Below are 20,898 nucleotides of genomic sequence, written 5' to 3' on the forward strand. Positions count from 1 at the left end.
CGACAGATGTCAGCGGTGACCATCGCCTGGACCGTACCGGTCAATTCCGGGACGACCCCGGAGCACCAACAGCTCGATGCCCGCGGGCTCTGGCGGCAGCTGCTGGCGAAGGCGGAGAACCCCGTCCCGTACCTCCCCGCGATCACCGAGTGCACGGTGCTCGACCGGTTCTCCGGCGGTTTCACCCGCAGCATCGTGCGGGACGGCCGGACGGTGTTCCAGCGGGTCGAGGTCGAGCCGGGGGAGTCGGTGCTCTACCGGCAGCCGGGGGACCCGGAGATCAAGTCGATCGGCAACCGGATCGACCGGACCGAGGACGGCGACCTGGCGCTGACCATCTCGGTCGAGCTGGCCCCGGCCGGGATCGAGCGGGCGGTCCGGGAGAGCAGGTTCCTGGAGGCCGCGGACGCCTACTTCACCGATGCGCTGCGGGCCGCGATCGACGAGATCCGGACCGCCCGCCCGGCCCTCGCCGGGCCGTCCGCCGGGCTGACCGACGCGGCCTGAACCCGCCCCGCCCATCCCCCACAGGAGGAACCTGATGACCGCACGATTCGACGGCAAGGTCGCCCTGGTCACCGGCGGCGGCTCCGGTATCGGCCGGGCCACCGCGCTGGCCTTCGCCCGTGAGGGAGCCACCGTGATGGTGGCCGGCCGGGAGCCGCACGAGCTGCGGGAGACCGTGGCGCTGATCGAGAAGGAGGGCGGCACCGCCGACTGCGCCCGGGCCGACGTCACGCACGGCATGGACGTCATCAAGCTGGTGCGCTCCACGGTCGAGCGGCACGGCGGTCTGCACATCGCCTTCAACAACGCGGGGGTGATGGGACAGGCCAGCCCGCTGGCCGAGGTCTGCGAGGCGGTCTGGGGCGACATCCTGGCCACCAACCTGACCGGGGCCTGGCTGCTGATGAAGCACGAGATCGCGCACATGAAGGCGAACGGCGGCGGCGTCATCATCAACACCGCGGCCAACATCAGCATCCACGGCCGGGTGCCCGGCTTCGGCGCCTTCGCCGCCTCCAAGGCCGCGCTCTCCACCCTGACCAGGACCGCCGCCCGGGAGTACATCAAGGACGGCATCCGGATCAACGCGATCAGCCCCGGCACGGTCGACACCGACCCGGACCGGCGCTCCGACGAGAGCGAGCAGCAGCGCTCCGAGCGGGTCCGGGCCGGCCTGCCGGTCGGCCGGGTGGCCAGGACCGAGGAGATAGCCGACACGGTGCTCTGGCTGGCCAGCCAGGAGGCCCGCTTCGTGGTCGGCCACGACCTGGTGCTGGACGGCGGTGCCACCGCCTGATGGGCGGGATCCTGCGCGAGCTCTCCGAGGAGGGCGTGTCGCTCTGGTTGGACGGCCTGGGCCGGGACCGGCTGGCGGACGGCGGTCTGACCGGGCTGGTCCGCGACCGGTACGTGGTCGGGGTCACGGGTGCGCTGGGCGACGGCGACGCGTACCGCGAGCAGCTGGCCGCGCTGGCCGCCTGCGGTGCCACCGCCGCGACGGCGCTGCGCGAGCTGACGATCAGTGACCTGCGCTGGGCCTGCCAGGAGCTGGAGCCGGTGTACCTGCGGACGGCCGGTCTGGACGGGCTGGTCTCGGCCAGGATCGACCCCGCGTTCGCCGAGGGCACCTGCCTCACGCTGGCCGAGGCCCGCTCGCTGCACCTGGCGGTGGACCGGCCGAACCTGCTGCTGGAGATCCCGGCCACGCCCGAGGCGCTGCCCGCGATCACCCGCTGTCTGGGCGAGGGGATCGGCGTGCACGTCTCGCTGGTGCTCACCGAGGAGCGCTACCGCCAGGTGTTGGAGGCGTTCCTGGCCGGTCTCGAACTGGCCGTCGCGAACGGCGTGGACGTCTCCCGGATCAACTCGGTGGCCGGGCTGCCGGTCGGCCTGCTGGACACCGTGCTGGACCGGGAGCTGGACCTGATCGGCACCCCGGAGGCCCGGGCGTTCCGGGGCCAGGGCGGGATCGCGCTGGCCCGGCTGGCGTACCGGCGGTACGAGCGAGCGCTCGGCTCGGCCCGCTGGGGCGGCCTGGCCGCGCTCGGGGCCAGACCGCAGCGACTGCTCTGGGACGCCACCGAGGTGATGGACCGTCGGTACCGGGACACCCGCTACGCCGAGGAGCTGGTGGCGCCGAACTCGGTCACCCTGCTCTCCGAACGGACCCTGACCGCCCTCGCCGACCACGGCCGGCCCGCCTCGGCGGCCCGGTTCGCCGGCGGGTACGCGGACGCCGAGCAGGTGCTCGGCTACCTGGACCGGTTCGGCGTCGACCTGCCGAAGCTGCTGGCCGCCGCCGAGCACGAGGCGCTGGCCGGGCTGCGGCTGGCCAGGGCGGCGCTGCTGGAGCGGGTGCTGGCCCGGCTGGCCGAGTTCGGCACCGCGGCCTGACCCGCCGTCCGATCCGACCGATCCGCCCCGAACCGTGTGAGGAGAGCTCCGATGGCGAAGATCCTGCTGGCCGGTGGCGGCATCGGCGGCCTGGCGACGGCGCTCGGTGTCGCCCGGCAGGGCCACCGGGTGGTGGTGCTGGAGAGCCGTGACACCTTCACCGAGCTCGGCGCGGGCATCCAGCTCGCCCCGAACGCCTTCCACGCCCTGGACCGGCTCGGCGTCGGTGCCGAGGTCCGCGAGCGCGCCGTGCACATCGACGAGCTGTGCTTCATGGACGGCATCACCGGTGAGGCGGTGGCGCGGATGCCGCTCACCGAGGGCTACCGGGAGCGGTTCGGCAACCCGTACGCGGTGGTGCACCGGACCGACGTGTACGCCCCGCTGCTGGCGGCGGCCCGGGCCACGCCGGGCATCGACCTCCGCACCGGCGCCGCGGTGACGGGCTACCGGCAGCACCGGGACGGCGTCACCGTCCGGCTGTCCGACGGCGGGCGGGTGCACGGCGACGCGCTGATCGGCGCCGACGGCATCAACTCGGCGGTCCGCAGGCAGCTGGTCGGCGACGGCGCCCCGAAGGTCTCCGGCCACACCATCTACCGCTCCGTCATCCCGATCGAGCGGGTGCCGGTCGAGCTGCGCTGGAACACCGTCACGCTGTGGGCGGGGCCGAAGTGGCACTTCGTGCACTACCCCATCGCCGGCGGCCGGTACCTGAACCTGGCGGCGACCCGGGACGACGGCGCGCGGCAGGCGGTGACCGCCGTGCCGGTCGGACGGGACCTGGTGCTGAACGGCTTCCCCGGGCTCGGCGAGGTGCCCCGGCGGCTGCTGGAGCTGGGCGAGGAGTGGCGCTCCTGGGTGCTCTGCGACCGCGACCCGGTGGACCGGTGGACCGACGGCCGGGTGGTGCTGGTCGGCGACGCCGCGCACCCGATGCTGCAGTACGCGGCCCAGGGCGCCTGCCAGGCGCTGGAGGACGCGGTGGTGCTGGGCGGGCTGATCGGCACCGAGGCCGGGGAGTTCGAGCAGCGCTTCGAGAAGTTCGTGGGTGAGCGGCGTGAGCGCACCGCCGCAGCCCAGGTGGTCGCCCGGGAGCTGGGCCGTCGGCTGTACCACCCGGAGGGCCGTCGGGCCGGGGAGCGCAACGCGATGCTGGCCGCGCTCCGGCCCGACGAGCTGTACCGGAAGGTCGAGTGGCTGCACGGCGCCCGGGTCGGCGAAGGCCGGGTCACCGAGCCGCCGCTGATCGGCCGTCGGACGGGCACCGTCCGCTGAGCCGGCGGGCCGGACCCCACGCCCCCTGGGGTCCGGCCCGCGTTTTCTCGGAATGACAGAATTCCTGTCATTCAAATCACTGTCCTATGCATCGGTCCGATGGCCGAACACTCCGGCCGGAATGGCCGGTTCGCGCCCCGGAGGGCGTGCGTGACAGGTGAGTGCGCCGGGGTGGCGCGCGACGGGTGGGTGATCCTTTCGACGCGCTGGTCTCAAGGCCGCACCGCGCTGCCGCCGTTCGAAGGGAACCGCAGGTGGGCACCGGTGTGTCTGCCCACGAACCGGCGGTTCCCGCACTATGCGGATCCGGGGTCACGTCACGCTAATGGGCGAAAAGGCCGGCCGGTACTGGCGCTTTGTCGATTTGTTGCGGAAATGTGGTCCCCGGCGTCGCAGCCCCGTCGTTGTTCGTCTGGCCGCGAACTTCGGCAAGCAGGACCGCAGTACCTGTGCAGTACAAGCAGTGAGCGCAGTACCGGAAGTACCGCAGCAGCTATCTGGAGGCTTTACATGGCTCGCACTCGCACCACCCGACTGGTCGGCCTGCTGGCCGCCGCCCCGCTCGCAGCCGCCCTGCTGCTCGTGGGCGCCGGCGCCGCCTCGGCGGACAACGGAGCCCTGGCGGGAGACGGTTCCAACAGCAGCGTGGTGTCCAACATCGGCAGCGGGAACATCTTCGGCACCGTCACCGGCAACTACAACCAGACCCAGCAGGTGGCCACCGGCTCCGGCGCGTCGAACCAGAACAACAACCTGCAGGTCAAGGACAACGCCGGGTTCATCTTCAGCGACCAGGGCAACCGCGACTTCAACTTCGTCTTCGCGCCGGTCTTCCACTGAGCGGTCCCCAGCCGTCCGGCGGGGGCGCCGGGCAGCGGGAGCGGCCCCGGGTGAGCTGAGCACCCGGCCGCACGACCGACCGAAGCCGTACGGGGTGGAGAGGGTCACTCACTCCCGGTTCAGTGCGCACGACCTCTGTGGGCGGTGCCGTTCGACGGCACCGCCCACGGGCATGTCCGGGCCGCCGCTCCGGCCTTCGCTCCGGGCCGACCGGTCAGCGCCGGCCGCTCAGGGTGGCGCCCAGGCTGGCCAGCACCACGCAGGCGATACCGGCCAGTTGGGCTGGTCCGAGCAGCTGGTGCAGCACCAGCAGACCGATCAGCGCGCTCACCGCGGGCTCCAGGCTGACCAGCACGCTGAACACCCGCTGCGGCAGCCGGCGCAGCGCGGTCATCTCCAGCGCGTACGGGATCACCGGCAGCAGCAGCGCCACTCCGGCCACCGCGAGCAGCAGCCGCACCGGGGAGCCGCTGGTGGTCAGCCCGTCCCAGGCCTCGACCGCGCCGAACGGCGCCAGCAGCACCGCGCTGACGGACAGTGAGACCGCGAGCCCCTGGAAGCCCTGGAAGGTGGCGCCGACCCGGTCGGTCAGCAGGATGTACCCCGCGTAGCAGGCGGCCGCACCGAAGGCACAGGCCAGCCCGACCGGGTCCAGACCGCCGCCGCCCCCGTGGCCGCCCTCGCCCAGCAGGGTGAGCAGCGCGACCCCGCCGCCCGCCAGCAGGGCCCAGAGCAGATGGGTCACCCGGCGGGAGAGCGCCAGCGCCACGCCCAGCGGGCCGAGGAACTCGATGGTCGCGGCCGTGCCCATCGGCAACCGGTCCACCGCCCCGGCGAACAGCAGGGTCATCCCGGCCGAGGCCACCCCGAGCAGGGCGGTCGAGCCGAGCTCCCGCGCGCTTCGTCCGCGCAGTCCCGGCCGGGTCAGCACCAGCAGCAGCGCCGCCGCGCAGGCCAGCCGGAGGAAGGTCGCCCCGCCGACCCCGAGCTGTCCGAACAGCGGCTTGGACAGCGCGATGCCGAGCTGCACGGCGAACATCGCCACCACGCAGAGCACGGGGCCGGGATCCGGGCGGAGCCTCGGGGAGCGGTGGGCAGCGCGGTGCCGGTGGTGCCGGTGCGCTGCGGGGTGGCGCGGTCGGCCGGGCCGGCGGACAGGTCGGGACGGGACATACCGGTCAGTCTCGCGTAAGGATCGTAGGCCCGGCAAACACCTGACCCGGCGGGTGCGGACGGGTGAATTCACCGGTCGGATCTCGCATTTGTCTGACGAACAGTCAGTATCGAAAGGTGATGCGCTTTCTGGGCCCCGCTGCCCTCACCGCGGCCTCCCTCGTCCTGCTGCTCGCCACGGACGGGCTGCCCGACGGCAGCACCGCCTCGGCCGCGGAGCCAGTGGCGGTCGCCGCGCCCGGCCCGGCCGGGCCGCCCCCGGCCGCTGCGCCGGCCGCTGCGCCAGCCGCCGCTGCCCCGCTGGCCGCCGCTGCTCCGCCGGCCCCGGCCCCCGTGGTGCTCCGGGCCACCGTGCTCGCCGACCGCTCCAGGACGAGGGCGCTCGCGGCCCGGCAGGTGTTCAGCGGGCCGGGCTTCGACGCCTGCACCGCCCCGTCGCCGGAGACCATGGCGGCCTGGAAGCAGAGCTCCCCCTACGGTGCGGTCGGCATCTACGTCAGCGGCGGCCAGCGCGGCTGCTCGCAGCCCCGGCTGACCGCCGACTGGGTCCGCCGGATCCGGGGAATGGGCTGGCAGCTGATGCCCACCCACGTCGGCCTGCAGGCCCCGTGCAGCACGCTCGGCAACAAGCCGAAGCGGATCGACCCGGCCGGTGCCGTCCGGCAGGGCCAGACCGAGGCGGCCGAGGCGGCCGCCGCCCTGCGCGCGCTCGGCCTCGGCCCGGGCAGCCCGGTCTACCTGGACATCGAGTCCTATCCCCGGGGCGACCGGGCCTGCGCCCAGAGCGTGGTGGACTTCACCGTCGGCTGGACGCAGAAGCTGCACCAGGAGGGCTTCCGCTCCGGCTTCTACTCCAGCGCGGACTCCGGTATCGCCGACCTGGCCGCCGCCGCCCGCGCGGGCAGCTCCCCGCTCCCCGACGCCATCTGGTACGCCCGCTGGGACGGCCGCGCGGACACCGCGGGGGTCAGCGGCCTGGATGCCGGTCAGTGGTCCGACCGCCGGCGCATCCACCAGTACCAGGGCAACGTCCAGGAGACCTGGGGCGGCGCCACCCTCGGCATCGACCGCAACCAGCTGGACGGGCCGGTGGCGACCTGAGCTCGGGCGATCCGTCCCGGAGAGGTGACTTTCACCGCTGACAGTCCGGTGCCTTGACGTCACAATCGGGGCCGAGCAGCATCTCACTACCCGCCAGTAGTCGTGGCGTGCTGCCCCGCCCGCCCGGTCAAGGAGGACCCGCGTGTTCAGCACGATGCAGGACGTACCGCTCACCGTCGCCCGGATTCTGACGCATGGCTCGACCCTGCACGGCAACTCCACCGTCACCACCTGGGACGGCACCGGCCCGGTGTCCCGCAGCTACGCCGAGGTCGGGGCACGGGCCGGGCGGTTGGCGCACGCGCTGCGGGACGAGCTCGGCGTGGTGGAGGGCAGCACGGTGGCGACGTTGATGTGGAACAACGCCGAGCACCTGGAGGCGTACCTCGCCGTCCCGTCGATGGGCGCGGTGCTGCACACCCTCAACCTGCGGCTGCCCGGGCACCAGTTGTCCTTCATCGTCAACCACGCCGCCGACAGGGTGATCCTGGTCGACGGCAGTGTGCTGCCGCTGCTCGCGGCGGTGCTGCCGCAGCTCAACCCGACGCTCGGGCACATCGTGGTGAACGGCCCGGGCGACCGCTCGCTGCTGGACGGCTTCGCCGGCCGGGTGCACGAGTACGAGGCGCTGATCGCGGACCGGCCCACCGACTACCCGTGGCTGACCGACATCGACGAGCGCCGGGCCGCCGCGCTCTGCTACACCTCGGGCACCACCGGCGACCCCAAGGGCGTTGCGTACAGCCACCGTTCGGTCTACCTGCACTGCATGCAGGTGAACTCCGCCGACAGCTTCGCCCTGACGGCCCGTGACCTGGCGCTGCCGGTGGTCCCGATGTTCCACGTGAACGCCTGGGGCCTGCCGTACGCCGCCTTCATGTCCGGCGCCGGGCTGCTGATGCCGGACCGCTTCCTGCAGCCCAAGCCGCTGGCCGAGATGATCGACCGGATGCGGCCCACCGTGGTCGCCGCCGTGCCGACCATCTGGAACGGCCTGCTGGACGAGCTGGACGCGGGCTCCTACGACACCTCCTCGATCCGGATGGTGGTGATCGGCGGGTCGGCCTGTCCGCCCGCCCTGATGCGCGGTTTCGAGGAGCGGCACGGCATCCGGGTGGTGCACGCCTGGGGCATGACCGAGACCTCGCCGCTCGGCTCCTTCGCCCAGCCGCCGGCCGGTCTGACGCCGGAACAGGAGTGGCCCTACCGGGTCAGCCAGGGCCTGTTCCCCGCCTCGGTGGAGGCCAGGCTGATCGGGCCCGGCGGCGAGCGGATGCCGCACGACGGCGTCTCGGCGGGTGAGTTGGAGGTCCGCGGGCCGTGGATCGCCGGTGCGTACTTCGCCGGCGCGGGCCGGCAGCCCGAGCGCCCCGAGGACAAGTTCAGCCCGGACGGCTGGCTGCGCACCGGTGACGTCGGCACCATCACCCCCGACGGCTACCTGACGTTGACCGACCGGGCCAAGGACGTGATCAAGTCCGGCGGTGAGTGGATCTCCTCGGTCGAGCTGGAGAACCACCTGATGGCCCATCCGGAGGTGGCCGAGGCGGCGGTGGTGGCGGTGCCGGACGAGAAGTGGGGCGAGCGTCCGCTGGCCACCGTGGTGCTGCGGCCCGGTGCCTCCGTCGGCCTCGCCGAGCTGCGGGCCTTCCTCGCCGGCCGGATCGCGTCCTGGCAGCTGCCCGAGCGCTGGTCGATCGTCGAGTCGGTCCCGAAGACCTCGGTCGGCAAGTTCGACAAGAAGGTCATCCGGGCCCAGTACGCGGCCGACGACCTGGACGTGACGCTCCTCGGCAGGTGACCGGCCGGCCGGTGCTCAGCACCGAGCGGCGGCCAGCGCGCCGGCCAGGTCGAGATCGTCCGTGCGCACCTGCGGGGCGGTCCCGGCCGTCGACCTGAGCGCGACCGCCGCGCCGTACCCGGCCGGCACCGGCACCCCGGCCAGGCCCCAGCCGGCCGGCCCCGCGGGCGTGGGGCCGGCCCAGGAGCCGGACTCCGGGCCGAAGCCCACGTGGTGTCCGGCCAGGCCGTCGGCCAGGCCGATGCCGGTGCCCTTGAGGTGCGCCTCCTTGCGGACCCAGCAGGCCAGCAGCGCGTCCGCCCACCGCGGTTCCGGCAGCCGGGCGAGTGCGGCCCGCTCGGCCGGGTGCAGCTGCGCCGCGATGTCCGGGCCGTCGGACCCGGTGAAGACGGCGCGTCGCTCGACGTCCACCCCGACCGGCCGGTCGGCCAGCGCGATCAGCGCCAGCCCGTCGGTGTGGCTGAGCGAGAACTCCGGCGCCCGCTCGGCGACGGCCACCGGACGGCCGTGCGGCCCGCCGCAGCCCGGACAGTCGGCCCGGCCGTACTCCACCCGGTGGGCGGGCCGGCCCAGGGCCTGGGCCAGCACCACCCGGAGCGCCACGTGGGCGACCAGGTAGAGCTCCCGGTCGGCGGCCCGGACGAAGGTCGCGGCCCGCCGGGTCTCCTCCCGGTCCAGCACCCACCGGGCCTCGGTGGCCGCCGCAGCGCTGAGTGCGGTGACCTCGACCCGCCAGACCCTGGCCCGACCCGCGCCCGCGCCCCCGCTCATCGGGCCAACACGGGCCGTACCGAGCGCAGTCGGTGCACCAGTCGGGTCAGTTCGGCCGGATCGGGGCAGTCCAGCAGGGCCCAGCCGAGCCGGTCGGCGGAGGACCGGGGCGGCCCGACCGGTGTGCCCGGCCGGGCGTCCACGCCGCTGCGGACGACGCCGGGCCAGGCCGCCCACTCGGTCTCGCCGGCCGACTCCAGCACGCCGGGCCGGTCGGCGACCAGGAAGCAGCTGCCCGAGTACCTCGGCTCCAGCTCCGGGGCCGGCCGGAAGGCGCTGCCCACCGCGAGGTTGAGCACCTCACCGAACAGGTCCACGCCGTAGGCGATCGACATCGCGTCCATGCAGTGGTCGCCCGGCGCCCGGACCGCCACCTCCATGATCACCAGATCGTCGCCCCTGGTGCGGAACTCCACGAACATGATCCCCGTGCGCATCCGGATCGCGTCCGCGACGGCCTGGCCCAGCGCGTCGGCGGCCCGGCCGAGGCCGGGGTCGACCCGCTCGTGCCCGGAGAAGTGCGCGAGCTCCACGAAGTCCGGTGCGCCGGTGGTGAGTTTGCGGGTCAGGCTGCCGAAGCAGACCCGGCCGTCGGCCACCAGGCCCTCCCAGGAGTACTCCTGCCCCTCGACGTACTCCTCCACCAGCAGCTGCCCCTCCGCCTCCCGGCGGCGCACCGCGTCGGACCACTCGGCAGGGCTGCCGATCCGCTCCACGCCGTCGCTGCCGGCCCGGTTCAGCGGCTTGACCACCACGGGCAGCCGGGCTGACGCCCAGTCGGTCGCGGCGGACAGCCGGGGCACCTTGAGGTGCTCCGGCTGCGCCAGCCCGGCGGCGGCGAACCGGAAGCGCTGCTGGGCCTTGTCCCGGGAGACCGCCGCCGCGTCGAGCCCAGGGCCCGGCAGACGGTGCTGCTCCTGGGCCATCGCCCCGGCGAGCACGTGGATCTCCGAGGAGGCGAGCACACCGTCCGGCCGCAGCCTCCGGACCAGCGCGTCGGTGGGCCGGATCCAGCCGTCGTCACGCCCGGCGAGGGCCGGGTCGACCTCGGCCGTGTCCACCACGCAGTCGTACCGCCCGCGCAGCGCGGCGGCCCGGTCGGCGGTCTCCACCAGACCGACCCGCAGCCCGAGCCGCTCGGCGGCCCTGAGGTACCCCTCGGCCATCGGCGCCGCTCCGATCAGCACCACGGTCGCGCTCATCGCTGCCCCCGCTCGGCGAGTTCGAGGGCGAGGGCCCGGCGGTCGGTCTTGCCGTTGGGGTTGAGCGGGAAGGCGTCCAGCCGGGTGAAGCCGCGCGGCACCATGTAGCCGGGCAGTCGCCCGCCGAGCGCGCCGCGCAGGGCCACCGGGTCCTGGCCGGGCCCGGTGTAGCACGCCTCCAGCGCCACCTCGCCGGAGGCGTCGGGCAGGGCGAGCACCACGGCCTCCCCGACGCCGGGCAGCGCGCGCAGCGCGGCCTCGACCTCGCCGAGCTCGATTCGGTGGCCCCGGACCTTCACCTGCTGGTCGAGCCGGCCGAGGTGGACCAGGGCGTCGCCGACCCGGGACACCCGGTCCCCGGTGCGGTAGTAGAGCTCCGGACCTGGCGGACCGCCAGCCTCGTGCAGCACGGCCCGGCCGTCGGCGAAGGACAGGAACCGCCCGCTGTTGTCGGCCGGCCGGAGGTAGCCGGGAAAGCGCTGCGAACCGCGCACGCACAGCTCGCCCTCATCGGCCGGTCTGCCGTCCTCGTCCAGTACCAGGAAGTCCAGGTGCGGGTAGGGCGTCCCGATCGGGACCGTCCCGTTCGCCGAGCTCGGCCAGTCCTCGGGCCGGGTGGGCAGCCGGTACTGGGTGCAGGCGACCGTCACCTCGGTCGGGCCGTACAGGTTCTCCAGCACGCTCTGCGGCGCGGCCGCCCGCCAGATCCGGATCTGTTCCAGCGTCAGCTGCTCGCCGCCGAACAGGCTCCAGCGCAGGCTGGGCATGCCGGCCGGGGTCAGGTCCCGGAGCCGTTCGGCGTAGGTGATGACCGAGGGCACCGAGAACCAGTGGGTGATCTGGCGGTGCTCGATGAAGCGGGCCGGGCGGACCAGTTCGTTCCGGGTGGGGACCACCAGGGTCGCGCCGGAGCCCCAGGCCGAGAACATGTCCCAGACCGTCGGGTCGAAGGTCAGGTCGAAGGTCTGCGACAGCCGGCACCCCGGGCCGAGCTCGTAGCGCGCGATCGCGTAGTCGAGCAGCGCCGCGACGTTGCCGTGCTGGATCGGCACGCCCTTGGGCGTGCCGGTCGAGCCCGAGGTGAAGACGATGTACGCGATGTCGTCCGGCCCGGGCAGGTGGACCGGCACGCTCGCGGCCGCGTCGGCGGCCAGCGGCGCGTCGGCGCGTACCACCGGCACCGGCAGGTCGGCGGTGGGGGCGTCAGCGAGCACCACGTCCAGTTCGGCCAGGGCCACGGTGGTGGCCAGCCGCTCGGCGGAGAAGCCCGGGTTGAGCGGGACGGCGGCGCTGCCGAGCCGGTTGGCCGCCAGGTAGCCGGCGTACGCGGCGACGCTGCGGTTGGCCAGCACCCCGACCCGGTGGGGGCGTCGGCCGTCCAGCGCGGCCAGCAGCCGGGCCGCCGTCCGGGCGGCCTCCTCGGCGAGTTCGGTGTAGCTGAGGCGTTCCTCGCCGAGCTCGAGGGCGGCCAGCCCGGGGTGGCGGGCGGCGGTGTCGGCGAAGCGTTCGTAGAGGGTGGGCCGGTCGGCCATCTCAGACCTCCTCGACGTAGGCGTTGTAGTAGACCGGCGTGCCGAGGAAGGAGGAGGTGAAGACCCCGCCCACCTTGGACCCGCTGAGGGCCACGTGCAGGTACGAGAAGAGGGCCACCATCGGCACGTGGTCGCGCAGCAGGTGCTCGTCCAGCGCGGCCCACTCGGCCGCCGCCTCGGCGGCGGGCAGTCGGCCGATCCGCTCGATCTCGGAGTTGACCCCGGGGTCGTCCAGGTAGACGAAGTTGTCGTTGCCGGTGGGGCCGATGGTGCGGCCGTCGAACATGCCGAGCAGGGTGGACGCGCCGGGCCAGTCGGCGGCCATGCACATCAGGTAGAGGTCGTACGGGTGGCCCTGGGTCTTGAGCGTGGCGTTGTGCGAGGGGCGGTCGATCTCGACCAGCTCGGTGCGGAAACCGGCCCGGTCCAGGCTCTCGGCCAGCGCCCGGCCACCGGCCATGAAGTAGTCGCCGCTGCGGCAGAGGATGCGCAGCTCGGGGCTCCGCCCGGCGAGCAGCTCGGCGGCGGCCCGGGGGTCACCGTGCTCGCCGGCGGGGTACGGGTCGGGGTAGTCGCGGTGGCCGATGGTGGCGGCGGGCAGCAGGGTGTGGACCAGCCTGCCCTGGGCCTCGCCCAGCATGTTCTGCCGGATGCCGCTGCGGTCCACGGCGTGGGCGATGGCGCGGCGGACGTCGAGGTCGGTGACCCGGGCGGTGTTGACCGCCAGGTACCAGACCAGCGGGGTGGCGTCGCGGCGCAGCCGGCCGGCCAGCGTGGGGTCGGCGATCAGCTCGGCGGCCACCGACTCGGGCGCGTTGTTCTCCGCCACGGCGTACGCGTCGATGCCCCGGTCGGCCCGGGTGCGCCGGTTCTGCTCGCCGTGCTCGACGCCCATCTCGATCTCCACCCGGTCCGGGTGGTCGTGCCGGACGGGGTCGGTGGCGGCGTCCCAGTACGGGTTGCGGACCAGGGTGAGCCGCCTGCCGGGGACGTGCTCCGCGATCCGGTACGGGCCGCTGGCGACCGGTGCGTGGCCGTAGTCGGCCCCGGTGTCGGCGTCGGCGGGGACCGGAGCGGTGGTCGGCTGGGAGACGGCGAACGGCAGGTCGGGGTGCGGGTCGCGGAAGCGCAGCACCAGGCCGTGACTGCCCGTCAGTTCGAGGCCGGGGACGTCCGGGCCGTCCTGGTACGGGCCGCGGTAACCGCCGTTCTCGCCGAGCCAGTTCCGCAGGTGGGTGGGGCCGTCGGAGATCTCCGGCGCGAAGGAGCGGGCGATGCCGTGGGCTACGTCCGCGGCGGTGACCTCGCGGCCGTCCTCGAACCTGACGCCCCGTCGGAGGGTGAACTCCCACCGGCGGCCGTCACCGTCGAGGTCCCGGCCGGGCGTCTCGGCGAGGTCGCCGACCAGCACCCGGCCACCGGCGCCGTCCTCGCGGAACATCGTCAGGGTGCGGAACAGCAGGTGGCCGATGGCCAGCGACTGGAGCGTGTAGCTGCGCTGCGGGTCGAGGTGGTCGTACGCGCCGTCGCGCAGGATGTGCAGGGTGCCGCCCTGGCGGGCGCCGGGCTGGGCCGGGGCCGGGCCGCGCGAGGCTGCCGGGTCCAGGGCGATCACGTCGCCCGTGGCGGGGGGAGTCATGCGGGTACCTCCAGGGTGGGACGGGTGGCGGTCAGGAACCCGCCGCCGGCGAAGATCAGTGGCTGCTCGGCCGGGAGCGGACTGAGGGCGCGTACCTCGCCCACCACGATCGAGTGGTCACCAGCCGGGTGGATGTCCCGGACGGCGCAGTCGAACCAGCCGGCGCCGTCCAGCAGTACCGGGTTCCCGGTGACCGGTCCCGGCGCCCAGGCGTCGTCGGCGAAGGCGGCGGTGCCGCTCGGCCGGGAGGGGTCGGCGAACCGGCGGGCGGTGGCCTGCTGACCGGAGCTGAGCACGGTCACCGCGAAGCTGCCGGTGTCGAGCAGGTGCTCGCGGATCCGGGCCCGCTCGCCGATGCAGACCAGCACCAGCCGGGGGTCGAGGGAGACCGTGGCGAAGGAGTTGGCCGTCATGCCGAACGGGCCGTCGGCCGCCCGGGTGGTCACCACGGTGACCCCGGTGGCGAAGCGGCCGGCCACCTGCCGGAAGAGCTGGGTGTCGGTGCCGGTCACTGGACGGACCGCCGCAGTTCGTCCAGCGTCTCCAGGCCGGTGAGCACCGTCCGGTCCGGGATGCCGAAGTCGATCAGGCAGGCGAGCTCGTCCACCCCGGCCGCCTTGGCCCGCTCCACCACCGCGGCCGCCTGCGCCGGCGTGCCGAACAGCCCGCTGGAGCTGTAGTAGGTGTCGAAGGAACGGCGGACCAGGAAGTCGATGTCCGACTCGCGGAGCTTGTCCACGTCGAAGCCCTGCAGGATGCTGGTCGCCGACCGGGCGATCAGCCGGAACGAGCTCTTCAGGTACGCGGTGAAGGGCTCGCGGACGGTCTCCCTGACCTGGTCGGCGTCCTCGCCGAGGTAGGTGTGCAGCATCAGCGCGACGTGGCCGGGCCACCCGTCGTGGTCCGGACGGTCGGCCAGCGCCTTGCGGTAGAGCGCGATCTTCTCGGCGAGCTGGTCGAAGTCCTGGCCCAGCAGGTGGGTCAGGACACCCGCGCCGGCCTGGCCGGCCGCCTGGAAGGTCTGCGGACCGCCGGCGCTGGTCACCCAGATCGGCAGCTCCGCCTGGACCGGCGGCGGGAAGACCTTGACCTCGGCGGGCTTGCCCGCGCCGTCGGTGACGGCGAGCGGTTCGCCGCGCCACAGCGAGCGGACGGTCCGGACCGTCTCCAGCACGGCGTCCTTGCGGTCGGCGTAGCCCTCGGGACGGAGCGCGAAGTCCACCGCGTTCCAGCCGGAGGCCAGCGAGACCCCGGCCCGGCCGTTCGAGAGGTTGTCCACCACGGACCACTCCTCGGCGATCCGCACCGGGTGGTGCAGCGGGGCGACCACGCTGCCGGCCCGGACGCCGATCCGCTCGGTCACGGCGGCGACGGCCGCCGCGGTGACCGCGGGGTTGGGGTAGAGCCCGCCGAACTCGTGGAAGTGCCGCTCGGGCGTCCACACCGCGGCGAAGCCGTGGGTGTCAGCGAACCTGGCACCGTCCAACAGCAGGTCGTACCGGCCGCGCGGGCCGCCGATCGCCCCGTCGGCGAAGTAGAACAGACTGAAATCCATGGGAAGCCTCGGTGGGGTCGCGCGGGCCGTCAGCGGACGCTGAGCGGACGCAGGTCGGTCCAGACGGTCTCGATGTGGGCCAGGCACTCGGCGCGGGTGCCCCGGTGGCCGGTCTCGCGCCAGCCGGCGGGTACGGGGGTGACGACCGGCCAGACCGAGTACTGCTCCTCGGCGTTGACGACGACGGTGTGCACGGGCTGGTACTCCTGCTCGGACATGGGGTGGTACTGCCTTTCGACGGAGGAGGGGACGGTCATGCGGAGATCGGGTCCGGGAGCTGGTGCTTGATCCGCACCATCGAGGAGGTGACCAGGGGGATCAGCGCGAGGCCGAACCCGAGGGTGGTGATCAGGACGGCGCCGCGCAGGCCCACGGCGGAGCCGAGCACGCCGCCCAGCAGGGCGCCCAGCGGGGCGACACCCATCGCCACGAAGCGGTTGGTGGCGGCGACCCGGCCCTGCAGGCTGTCGGGGGTGATGGACTGACGGATCGTCAGCATCGTCACGTTGTTGGCCACCCCGAAGGAGGCGAACAGGAAGTTGACCACCATCAGGGTGCCGACGGCGAGCGCCCCGCCACCGTGCACCAGGGCGATCGCCGGCATCACCAGGTTGGCCACGCTCGCCGTGATCAGCATGGTGCGGCCGTAGCCGAGCTTCTTCGGCAACCGGCCCGCGAACATCGCGCCGACCAGGAAGCCGGGGCCGAGCGCGGCCATCACCAGGCCGATCTGACCCGCCGACAGGCCCAGGGTGTGCGGCATGAACTGGACGAAGACGACCTCGAAGCCGGTGAACGAGACGTTGAAGATCGAGGCCATGATCGTGGTGGTCCGCAGCGGCTCGTTGCGGAACACCACCGAGAGCCCCTCCCGGACCTGACGCAGCGTCCCGGCCGCACCGGTGGCGCCGGACGGTTCGGCGGCCGGCTCCCGCTGCTTGATCAGCCAGATGTTCAGCACCGAGACCAGGTAGGAGACCGAGGCGGCGAGCACCGCGACCGGTGCGGTCAGCCACTGCACCAGCACACCGGCCAGCGCCGGGCCGCCGATGGTCGCGGCCGACTGGCTGGTCCCGAGCGCCGAGTTGCCGGCGGCGAGGTCCTCCCGGTCGACCAGCCGGGGCAGGTAGGCCTGCGCGGCGACGTCGAACAGCACCGTGCAGCAGCCGGCCAGGAAGCCCAGCAGGTACAGCCAGCTGATCCCCAGCTGGTGCATCCAGTACAGCAGCGGGACGGCGCCGAGCACGAGGGCCCGGCCGAGGTCCGCGGCGGCCATCAGGTTGCGTCGGCACATCCGGTCCACCAGGACACCCGCGAACAGCGAGACCAGCAGGTAGGGCAGCCGGATCACCGAGGCGAGCAGGCCGACCTCGGCCGAGCTGGCGGACAGCGCCAGCACCGCCGCCAGTGGCAGGGCGAAGTCGCTGATCTGGGCCGCGAACTGCGAGGCCGTCTGGCCGATCCAAAGCTTGGTGAAGTCGGCGTTGCGCCAGACGCTCGGACGGGCGTCCCGCGCCTGTTCCGGTGGGGTCTCGGTGGTGGTGGGCATCGGGTGCTCCTGGGGGTTGGGCGGAAGAGGGAGGAGGGCCGGCCGGCCGCACTGCTCGCGGCCGGCCGGAGGGCGCGGTGCTACTCGGCGACGACGCCGCTCGGCCGTCCCGCCGCGGCGGCCTCGATCCGGGCCGCGACCTTCGGGACGTTGGGCTGCTCCAGCATCGAGAAGTGGTTGCCGGGCGACTCGTCGATGAGCAGGCGGCCGTCCACCCGCTCCTTCCAGCCGAAGTCCCAGCCGGTGAACAGCTCGGTCTCGGCGCGGATCAGCAGCGCGTCGCCGCGGAACGGCTCGCGCGGGGTGTCGCGGTAGGTGATCAGGGCCCGGGCGTGCCGCTGGTAGAGCCGGACCAGCCGGCGCAGGTCGTCCACGGTGGCGGCGTCGGCCCGCTCGTCGTCGGTGCCGTGGGTGAGCTGGATGACGTACCGGAGCCGGGCGTCCTCGTCCATCGCCTCCAGCACCGCCTCGGTGGTCGGCAGCTTGTGGCCGAACGCACCGAGGATCGCGGCCGACTCCGAGGTCACGTACCGCGGCGGCACCGGGTCGTCGATGCTCGCGCTGACGATGGTGAGCATCGCCGCCTCCTCGCCGCCGGCCTGGAGCTGACGGGCCATCTCGTACGAGATCATCCCGCCCATGCACCAGCCGCCCAGGTGGTACGGGCCCTCGGGCTGGATCGCCCTCAGCTCGGAGAGGTAGAGCGCCGCGATGCCCTCCATGGTGTCCGGCCTGGGCACGTCCGGACCCGCGTACTCGGGGGCCTGCACGGCGTAGAACGGCTGCTCCGGGTCGAGCGCCTCGACCAGCTCGGCGTAGCTGAACACGCTGCCGCCCAGCGGGTGGACGAAGAAGATCGGCGGCTTGGAGCCGGTCGAGCGCAGCGCGACCACCACGCTGTTGACGACCTCCTGCTCGCCGTCGATGATCCGGGCGATCCGCTCGATGGTGCCGCCCTCGAACAGGGCCGCCACCGGCAGCTCGACCTCGGTGATGTCCGGCAGCCGCATGATGACCCGCAGTGCGGAGATCGAGTTGCCGCCGAGCTCCAGGAAGGCGTCGGTGACCCCGATCCGCTCCACGCCGAGCACGTCGGACCAGATCTCGGCGAGCGCCCGCTCGGTCGCGGTGCGCGGCTCGACGAAGGCCCCGGCGGCGGACTCCTCGCGGCCCGGTGCGGGCAGCTGGTTGCGGTCGATCTTGCCGTTCGGGGTGAGCGGGAAGGCGTCCAGCACCACGAAGGCGCTCGGCACCATGTAGTCCGGCAGCTCGGCGGCGACGGCGGCCCGCAGCGCGGCGGTGGCCGGCGCGTCGCCCACCGGGGTCAGGTACGCGGCCAGCCGCTTGTCACCGGGCCGGTCCTCCCGGGCGACCACCACCACCCGGCCGACGCCGGGGTGCCGGGCCAGCACCGACTCGATCTCGCCCAGCTCGATCCGGAAGCCGCGGACCTTGACCTGGTGGTCCGAGCGGCCGAGGAACTCCAGTTCACCGGAGGGCAGTCGGCGCACCACGTCGCCGGTGCGGTACATCCGGGCGCCGGGCGTGCCGGCGAACGGGTCGGGCAGGAAGCGGTCGGCGGTCAGGTCGGCCCGGCCGAGGTAGCCGCGGGCCAGCCCGTCACCCGCGATCCAGAGGTCACCCGGGACGCCCTCGGGCACCAGGCCGAAGGTCTGGTCCAGCACGTGCACCCGGGTGTTGGCGATCGGGCCGCCCAGGGTGACCGGCGCACCGGGCAGCACCCGCTGGAGGCAGGACCAGATGGTGGTCTCGGTCGGGCCGTAGGCGTTGTGGACCACCGGGAACCGCGCGGTCAGCTCGGCCGCCAGGTCGTCCGGCAGCGCCTCGCCGCCGGAGATCACCCGCAGCGCCGGGTCGGCCCGCAGCCCGGCCTCCACCAGCAGCCGCCAACTCGACGGCGTGGCCTGCATGACGGTGGCGCCGCTGGTCTCCAGGAAGTCGCGCAGCCGGGGACCGTCCACCGCGATGTCGGGGGCCAGGATCAGTTCGGCACCGACCAGCAGCGGCAGGTACACCTCCAGGCCCGCGATGTCGAAGGAGAGCGAGGTGACCGCCAGCAGCCGGTCCCGGTCGGTGATCTCCAGGTCCCGCTCGAAGGACTGCAGCAGGTTGAGCAGGGCGCCGTGCGGGATCTGCACGCCCTTGGGGCGGCCGGTGGAGCCCGAGGTGTAGATGACGTAGGCCAGGTGGTCCGGCGTGACCGCCAAGGGCGGCTCGTGCTCCGGGTACCCGGCCGTGGCGGCCGCGTCCACCGCGAGCACCCGGGCGCCGGCCGGGTCGAGCTCGCCGACCAGCCCCGGGTCGGTGAGCAGCACCGGCACCTCGGCGTCGGCGAGCATGAACTCCAGCCGCTCGGACGGGTACCCGGGGTCGAGCGGTACGTACGCGCCGCCCGCCTTGAGCACCGCCAGCAGGCTGACGATCAGGTCGGCCGAGCGGGCCAGGTGCACGCCGACCAGGACGTCGGGGCCGACCCCGAGTTCACGCAGCCGCCAGGCCAGCCGGTTCGACCGGGCGTGCAGCTCGGCGAAGGTCAGCACGGTGTCGCCGGAGCGCAGCGCGACCGCGTCCGGGCGCTCGGCGGCGCGCCGGGCGAGCAGCTCGGGCAGGGTCCGACCCGGGGTGCGCGGCGTCGTGGTGTCGTTCCAGCCGCTCACCAGCCGGGTCAGCTGCTCGTCCGCGAGCAGCCCGGCGGCCTGGGCCGGGGCGGTGGGCTCGGCCACCAGGGCGGCCAGCGCGGCGGCGTAGTAGCCGCCGATCTCGGTGATCCGCCCGGCGGAGAACTCGGCCCGGTCGTAGTTGAACCGCAGCCGGACCTCGCCGGTGGCCGGGTCGGTGCCGAAGTTGGCGGTGAACGGGAAGTTGGTCTGCTCGAAGAACTCGCCGCCGGTGACGGCGATCTGCTCCAGCGTCATGTCGTAGCTGCGGAAGCTGCGGTGGTCCACCACGACCTCGAACAGCTCGGGGCGCCGCAGGTCCTGCAGCAGCTGCGCCATCGGGTACCGGCGGTGCGCGAGCGCCTCGCTCTCCTGACGGTGGATCTGCTGCGCCAGCTCGATCCAGCTGACCCCGGCCACCTCGGCCACCAGCGGCAGGGTGTTGAGGAAGAGGCCGACCACCTGGTCGCCGTCGGCGGTCTCCGGGCGGCCGTTGCTGACCCGCCCGGTCACCACCCGGGTGGAGCCGGAGAGCAGTGCCAGCACCCGGGCGTGCGCGGCGAACATCACCGACTTCACCGGCACCTTGGCCCGGGCGGCCACCGCGCGCAGCCCGGCGGTCAGGTCGGCCGGCAGCGGTACCTCGTACACCTGGGCGGTGCGCTCGGCGGCCAGGCCCTGGTCGGGGTACCGGGGCAGGCCGGTGAACTCGGTGTCGGAGAGCGTGCGGGCCCAGAAGTCCCTGGCCTCCTGGCCGGCCAGCGCCTGCTGCTCCAGGGCGAGGTAGTCGCGGAACCGGGTGGCCGGGGCGGAGACGCCCCCTGCTTCGAGTTCGGTCGCTCGCCCGGCCAGCCGGGCGTCGTAGCCGGTGAGCAGCTGCGAGGTCACCAGGGACAGGCTCCAGCCGTCCAGGATCGCGTGGTGGAAGCTCAGGTTGAGCTGGAAGTCGTCGTCGGCGAAGACCAGGACGTGCAGCCTGAGCAGCGGGGCGACGGCCAGGTCGAAGGCGGTGGCCTTCTCGGCGGCGGTCCACTCGGCGGCCCGCCGCCGCTGGTCCTCGGCGGGCAGGCCGCGCAGGTCCTCGACGGTCAGCGGGGTCGGCACGGCCGAGTGCACCAGCTGCATCGGCTCGCTGAAGTTGGTCAGGTCGATCGAGCTGCGCAGCATGTCGGAGCGCGCGATCACCCCGGCGAACACCTCGTCCAGCGCGGCCCGGTCGAAGCGGCCGGCCAGCCGGATGGCGGAGATGTCGTGGTAGGTGGGCGTGTCCCGGTCCACCAGGCTGTGGTAGAGCATGCCGGACTGGAGCCTGGTCAGCGGGTAGGCGTCGACGATGTCGCCGAGGGTCATGGCGGTCCTTTCCAGGGACGGTCGGGGAG

Annotated in this window: 17 protein-coding genes; 7 read left to right on the forward strand and 10 right to left on the reverse strand. The window is 73.7% G+C overall.

Annotated elements, in window-relative coordinates; all coding sequences use genetic code 11:
- Nucleotides 1-6: 6 nt before the first annotated feature.
- From ACIRPK_RS14345 to ACIRPK_RS14365, 5 genes are all read left to right on the forward strand, one after another.
- Complete coding sequence (locus ACIRPK_RS14345; RefSeq protein WP_403037708.1) at nucleotides 7-507, forward strand: AtaL-like protein; 501 nt, start codon at nucleotides 7-9, stop codon at nucleotides 505-507.
- Nucleotides 508-541: 34 nt separating this feature from the next.
- Nucleotides 542-1,303 (forward strand): SDR family oxidoreductase, encoded by a 762-nt coding sequence (locus ACIRPK_RS14350; protein ID WP_403037711.1) that lies wholly within the window; start codon nucleotides 542-544, stop codon nucleotides 1,301-1,303.
- Nucleotides 1,303-2,400: a transaldolase family protein gene (locus ACIRPK_RS14355; RefSeq protein WP_403037713.1), complete on the forward strand. Its 1,098-nt coding sequence runs from the start codon at nucleotides 1,303-1,305 to the stop codon at nucleotides 2,398-2,400. The genes ACIRPK_RS14350 and ACIRPK_RS14355 overlap by 1 nt, the downstream gene beginning before the upstream one ends.
- A 51-nt stretch (nucleotides 2,401-2,451) precedes the next feature.
- Nucleotides 2,452-3,678 carry a 3-hydroxybenzoate 6-monooxygenase gene (locus ACIRPK_RS14360; protein WP_403037716.1) on the forward strand — a complete coding sequence of 409 codons (1,227 nt, stop codon included), beginning with the start codon at nucleotides 2,452-2,454 and terminating at the stop codon, nucleotides 3,676-3,678.
- 510 nt (nucleotides 3,679-4,188) lie between these two features.
- Nucleotides 4,189-4,518 (forward strand): hypothetical protein, encoded by a 330-nt coding sequence (locus ACIRPK_RS14365; RefSeq protein ID WP_403037718.1) that lies wholly within the window; start codon nucleotides 4,189-4,191, stop codon nucleotides 4,516-4,518.
- A gap of 214 nt (nucleotides 4,519-4,732) precedes the next feature.
- On the opposite strand, the gene ACIRPK_RS14370 is transcribed toward ACIRPK_RS14365, so the two are convergent.
- Nucleotides 4,733-5,575, reverse strand: coding sequence for an EamA family transporter (locus ACIRPK_RS14370; protein ID WP_403037721.1), 843 nt, complete (start codon nucleotides 5,573-5,575; stop codon nucleotides 4,733-4,735).
- A 236-nt stretch (nucleotides 5,576-5,811) separates the two neighbouring features.
- Here ACIRPK_RS14370 and ACIRPK_RS14375 point away from each other — a divergent pair, with 236 nt between their 5' ends.
- On the forward strand, nucleotides 5,812-6,792 hold the full coding sequence (locus ACIRPK_RS14375; RefSeq protein WP_403037723.1) for a DUF1906 domain-containing protein: 981 nt from the start codon (nucleotides 5,812-5,814) through the stop codon (nucleotides 6,790-6,792).
- 142 nt (nucleotides 6,793-6,934) lie between these two features.
- The gene (locus tag ACIRPK_RS14380) at nucleotides 6,935-8,593 is read left to right on the forward strand and encodes a long-chain fatty acid--CoA ligase (RefSeq protein ID WP_403037726.1); all 1,659 of its coding nucleotides are present in this window, start codon (nucleotides 6,935-6,937) and stop codon (nucleotides 8,591-8,593) included.
- A gap of 15 nt (nucleotides 8,594-8,608) precedes the next feature.
- On the opposite strand, the gene ACIRPK_RS14385 is transcribed toward ACIRPK_RS14380, so the two are convergent.
- The 9 genes from ACIRPK_RS14385 to ACIRPK_RS14425 form a co-directional block, all read right to left on the reverse strand.
- Nucleotides 8,609-9,364, reverse strand: a complete 756-nt coding sequence (locus ACIRPK_RS14385) for a 4'-phosphopantetheinyl transferase family protein (RefSeq protein ID WP_403037729.1) — start codon at nucleotides 9,362-9,364, stop codon at nucleotides 8,609-8,611.
- On the reverse strand, nucleotides 9,361-10,566 hold the full coding sequence (locus ACIRPK_RS14390) for an ATP-grasp domain-containing protein (protein ID WP_403037732.1): 1,206 nt from the start codon (nucleotides 10,564-10,566) through the stop codon (nucleotides 9,361-9,363). Before ACIRPK_RS14390 ends, ACIRPK_RS14385 begins: the two co-directional genes overlap by 4 nt.
- A complete protein-coding gene (locus ACIRPK_RS14395) occupies nucleotides 10,563-12,098 on the reverse strand; it encodes an amino acid adenylation domain-containing protein (protein ID WP_403037735.1) in 1,536 nt (511 codons plus the stop codon). Before ACIRPK_RS14395 ends, ACIRPK_RS14390 begins: the two co-directional genes overlap by 4 nt.
- A gap of 1 nt (nucleotide 12,099) precedes the next feature.
- Nucleotides 12,100-13,737, reverse strand: a complete 1,638-nt coding sequence (locus ACIRPK_RS14400; RefSeq protein WP_403037738.1) for an ABC transporter substrate-binding protein — start codon at nucleotides 13,735-13,737, stop codon at nucleotides 12,100-12,102.
- Nucleotides 13,734-14,249, reverse strand: coding sequence for a flavin reductase family protein (locus ACIRPK_RS14405; RefSeq protein ID WP_403037741.1), 516 nt, complete (start codon nucleotides 14,247-14,249; stop codon nucleotides 13,734-13,736). Before ACIRPK_RS14405 ends, ACIRPK_RS14400 begins: the two co-directional genes overlap by 4 nt.
- Nucleotides 14,246-15,292: a MupA/Atu3671 family FMN-dependent luciferase-like monooxygenase gene (locus ACIRPK_RS14410; protein ID WP_403037744.1), complete on the reverse strand. Its 1,047-nt coding sequence runs from the start codon at nucleotides 15,290-15,292 to the stop codon at nucleotides 14,246-14,248. Before ACIRPK_RS14410 ends, ACIRPK_RS14405 begins: the two co-directional genes overlap by 4 nt.
- Before the next feature lie 29 nt (nucleotides 15,293-15,321).
- A complete protein-coding gene (locus tag ACIRPK_RS14415; RefSeq protein ID WP_403037856.1) occupies nucleotides 15,322-15,510 on the reverse strand; it encodes an MbtH family protein in 189 nt (62 codons plus the stop codon).
- A 35-nt stretch (nucleotides 15,511-15,545) separates the two neighbouring features.
- On the reverse strand, nucleotides 15,546-16,841 hold the full coding sequence (locus tag ACIRPK_RS14420; RefSeq protein WP_403037747.1) for an MFS transporter: 1,296 nt from the start codon (nucleotides 16,839-16,841) through the stop codon (nucleotides 15,546-15,548).
- Between the two features lie 80 nt (nucleotides 16,842-16,921).
- A complete protein-coding gene (locus ACIRPK_RS14425) occupies nucleotides 16,922-20,869 on the reverse strand; it encodes an amino acid adenylation domain-containing protein (RefSeq protein ID WP_403037749.1) in 3,948 nt (1,315 codons plus the stop codon).
- Nucleotides 20,870-20,898 lie beyond the last annotated feature (29 nt).

This window comes from Kitasatospora sp. NPDC101801 (assembly GCF_044766665.1).
Classification (GTDB): Bacteria; Actinomycetota; Actinomycetes; order Streptomycetales; family Streptomycetaceae; genus Kitasatospora.

Bases quoted from the DNA above. Each gene is read 5' to 3' on its own strand.
- ACIRPK_RS14410 (WP_403037744.1), bottom strand. From the start codon at position 15,292: ATGGATTTCAGTCTGTTCTACTTCGCCGACGGGGCGATCGGCGGCCCG.
- ACIRPK_RS14355 (WP_403037713.1), top strand. From the start codon at position 1,303: ATGGGCGGGATCCTGCGCGAGCTCTCCGAGGAGGGCGTGTCGCTCTGG.
- ACIRPK_RS14375 (WP_403037723.1), top strand. From the start codon at position 5,812: ATGCGCTTTCTGGGCCCCGCTGCCCTCACCGCGGCCTCCCTCGTCCTG.
- ACIRPK_RS14425 (WP_403037749.1), bottom strand. From the start codon at position 20,869: ATGACCCTCGGCGACATCGTCGACGCCTACCCGCTGACCAGGCTCCAG.
- ACIRPK_RS14350 (WP_403037711.1), top strand. From the start codon at position 542: ATGACCGCACGATTCGACGGCAAGGTCGCCCTGGTCACCGGCGGCGGC.
- ACIRPK_RS14400 (WP_403037738.1), bottom strand. From the start codon at position 13,737: ATGACTCCCCCCGCCACGGGCGACGTGATCGCCCTGGACCCGGCAGCC.
- ACIRPK_RS14360 (WP_403037716.1), top strand. From the start codon at position 2,452: ATGGCGAAGATCCTGCTGGCCGGTGGCGGCATCGGCGGCCTGGCGACG.
- ACIRPK_RS14385 (WP_403037729.1), bottom strand. From the start codon at position 9,364: ATGAGCGGGGGCGCGGGCGCGGGTCGGGCCAGGGTCTGGCGGGTCGAG.
- ACIRPK_RS14415 (WP_403037856.1), bottom strand. From the start codon at position 15,510: ATGTCCGAGCAGGAGTACCAGCCCGTGCACACCGTCGTCGTCAACGCC.
- ACIRPK_RS14395 (WP_403037735.1), bottom strand. From the start codon at position 12,098: ATGGCCGACCGGCCCACCCTCTACGAACGCTTCGCCGACACCGCCGCC.
- ACIRPK_RS14345 (WP_403037708.1), top strand. From the start codon at position 7: ATGTCAGCGGTGACCATCGCCTGGACCGTACCGGTCAATTCCGGGACG.
- ACIRPK_RS14390 (WP_403037732.1), bottom strand. From the start codon at position 10,566: ATGAGCGCGACCGTGGTGCTGATCGGAGCGGCGCCGATGGCCGAGGGG.
- ACIRPK_RS14365 (WP_403037718.1), top strand. From the start codon at position 4,189: ATGGCTCGCACTCGCACCACCCGACTGGTCGGCCTGCTGGCCGCCGCC.
- ACIRPK_RS14420 (WP_403037747.1), bottom strand. From the start codon at position 16,841: ATGCCCACCACCACCGAGACCCCACCGGAACAGGCGCGGGACGCCCGT.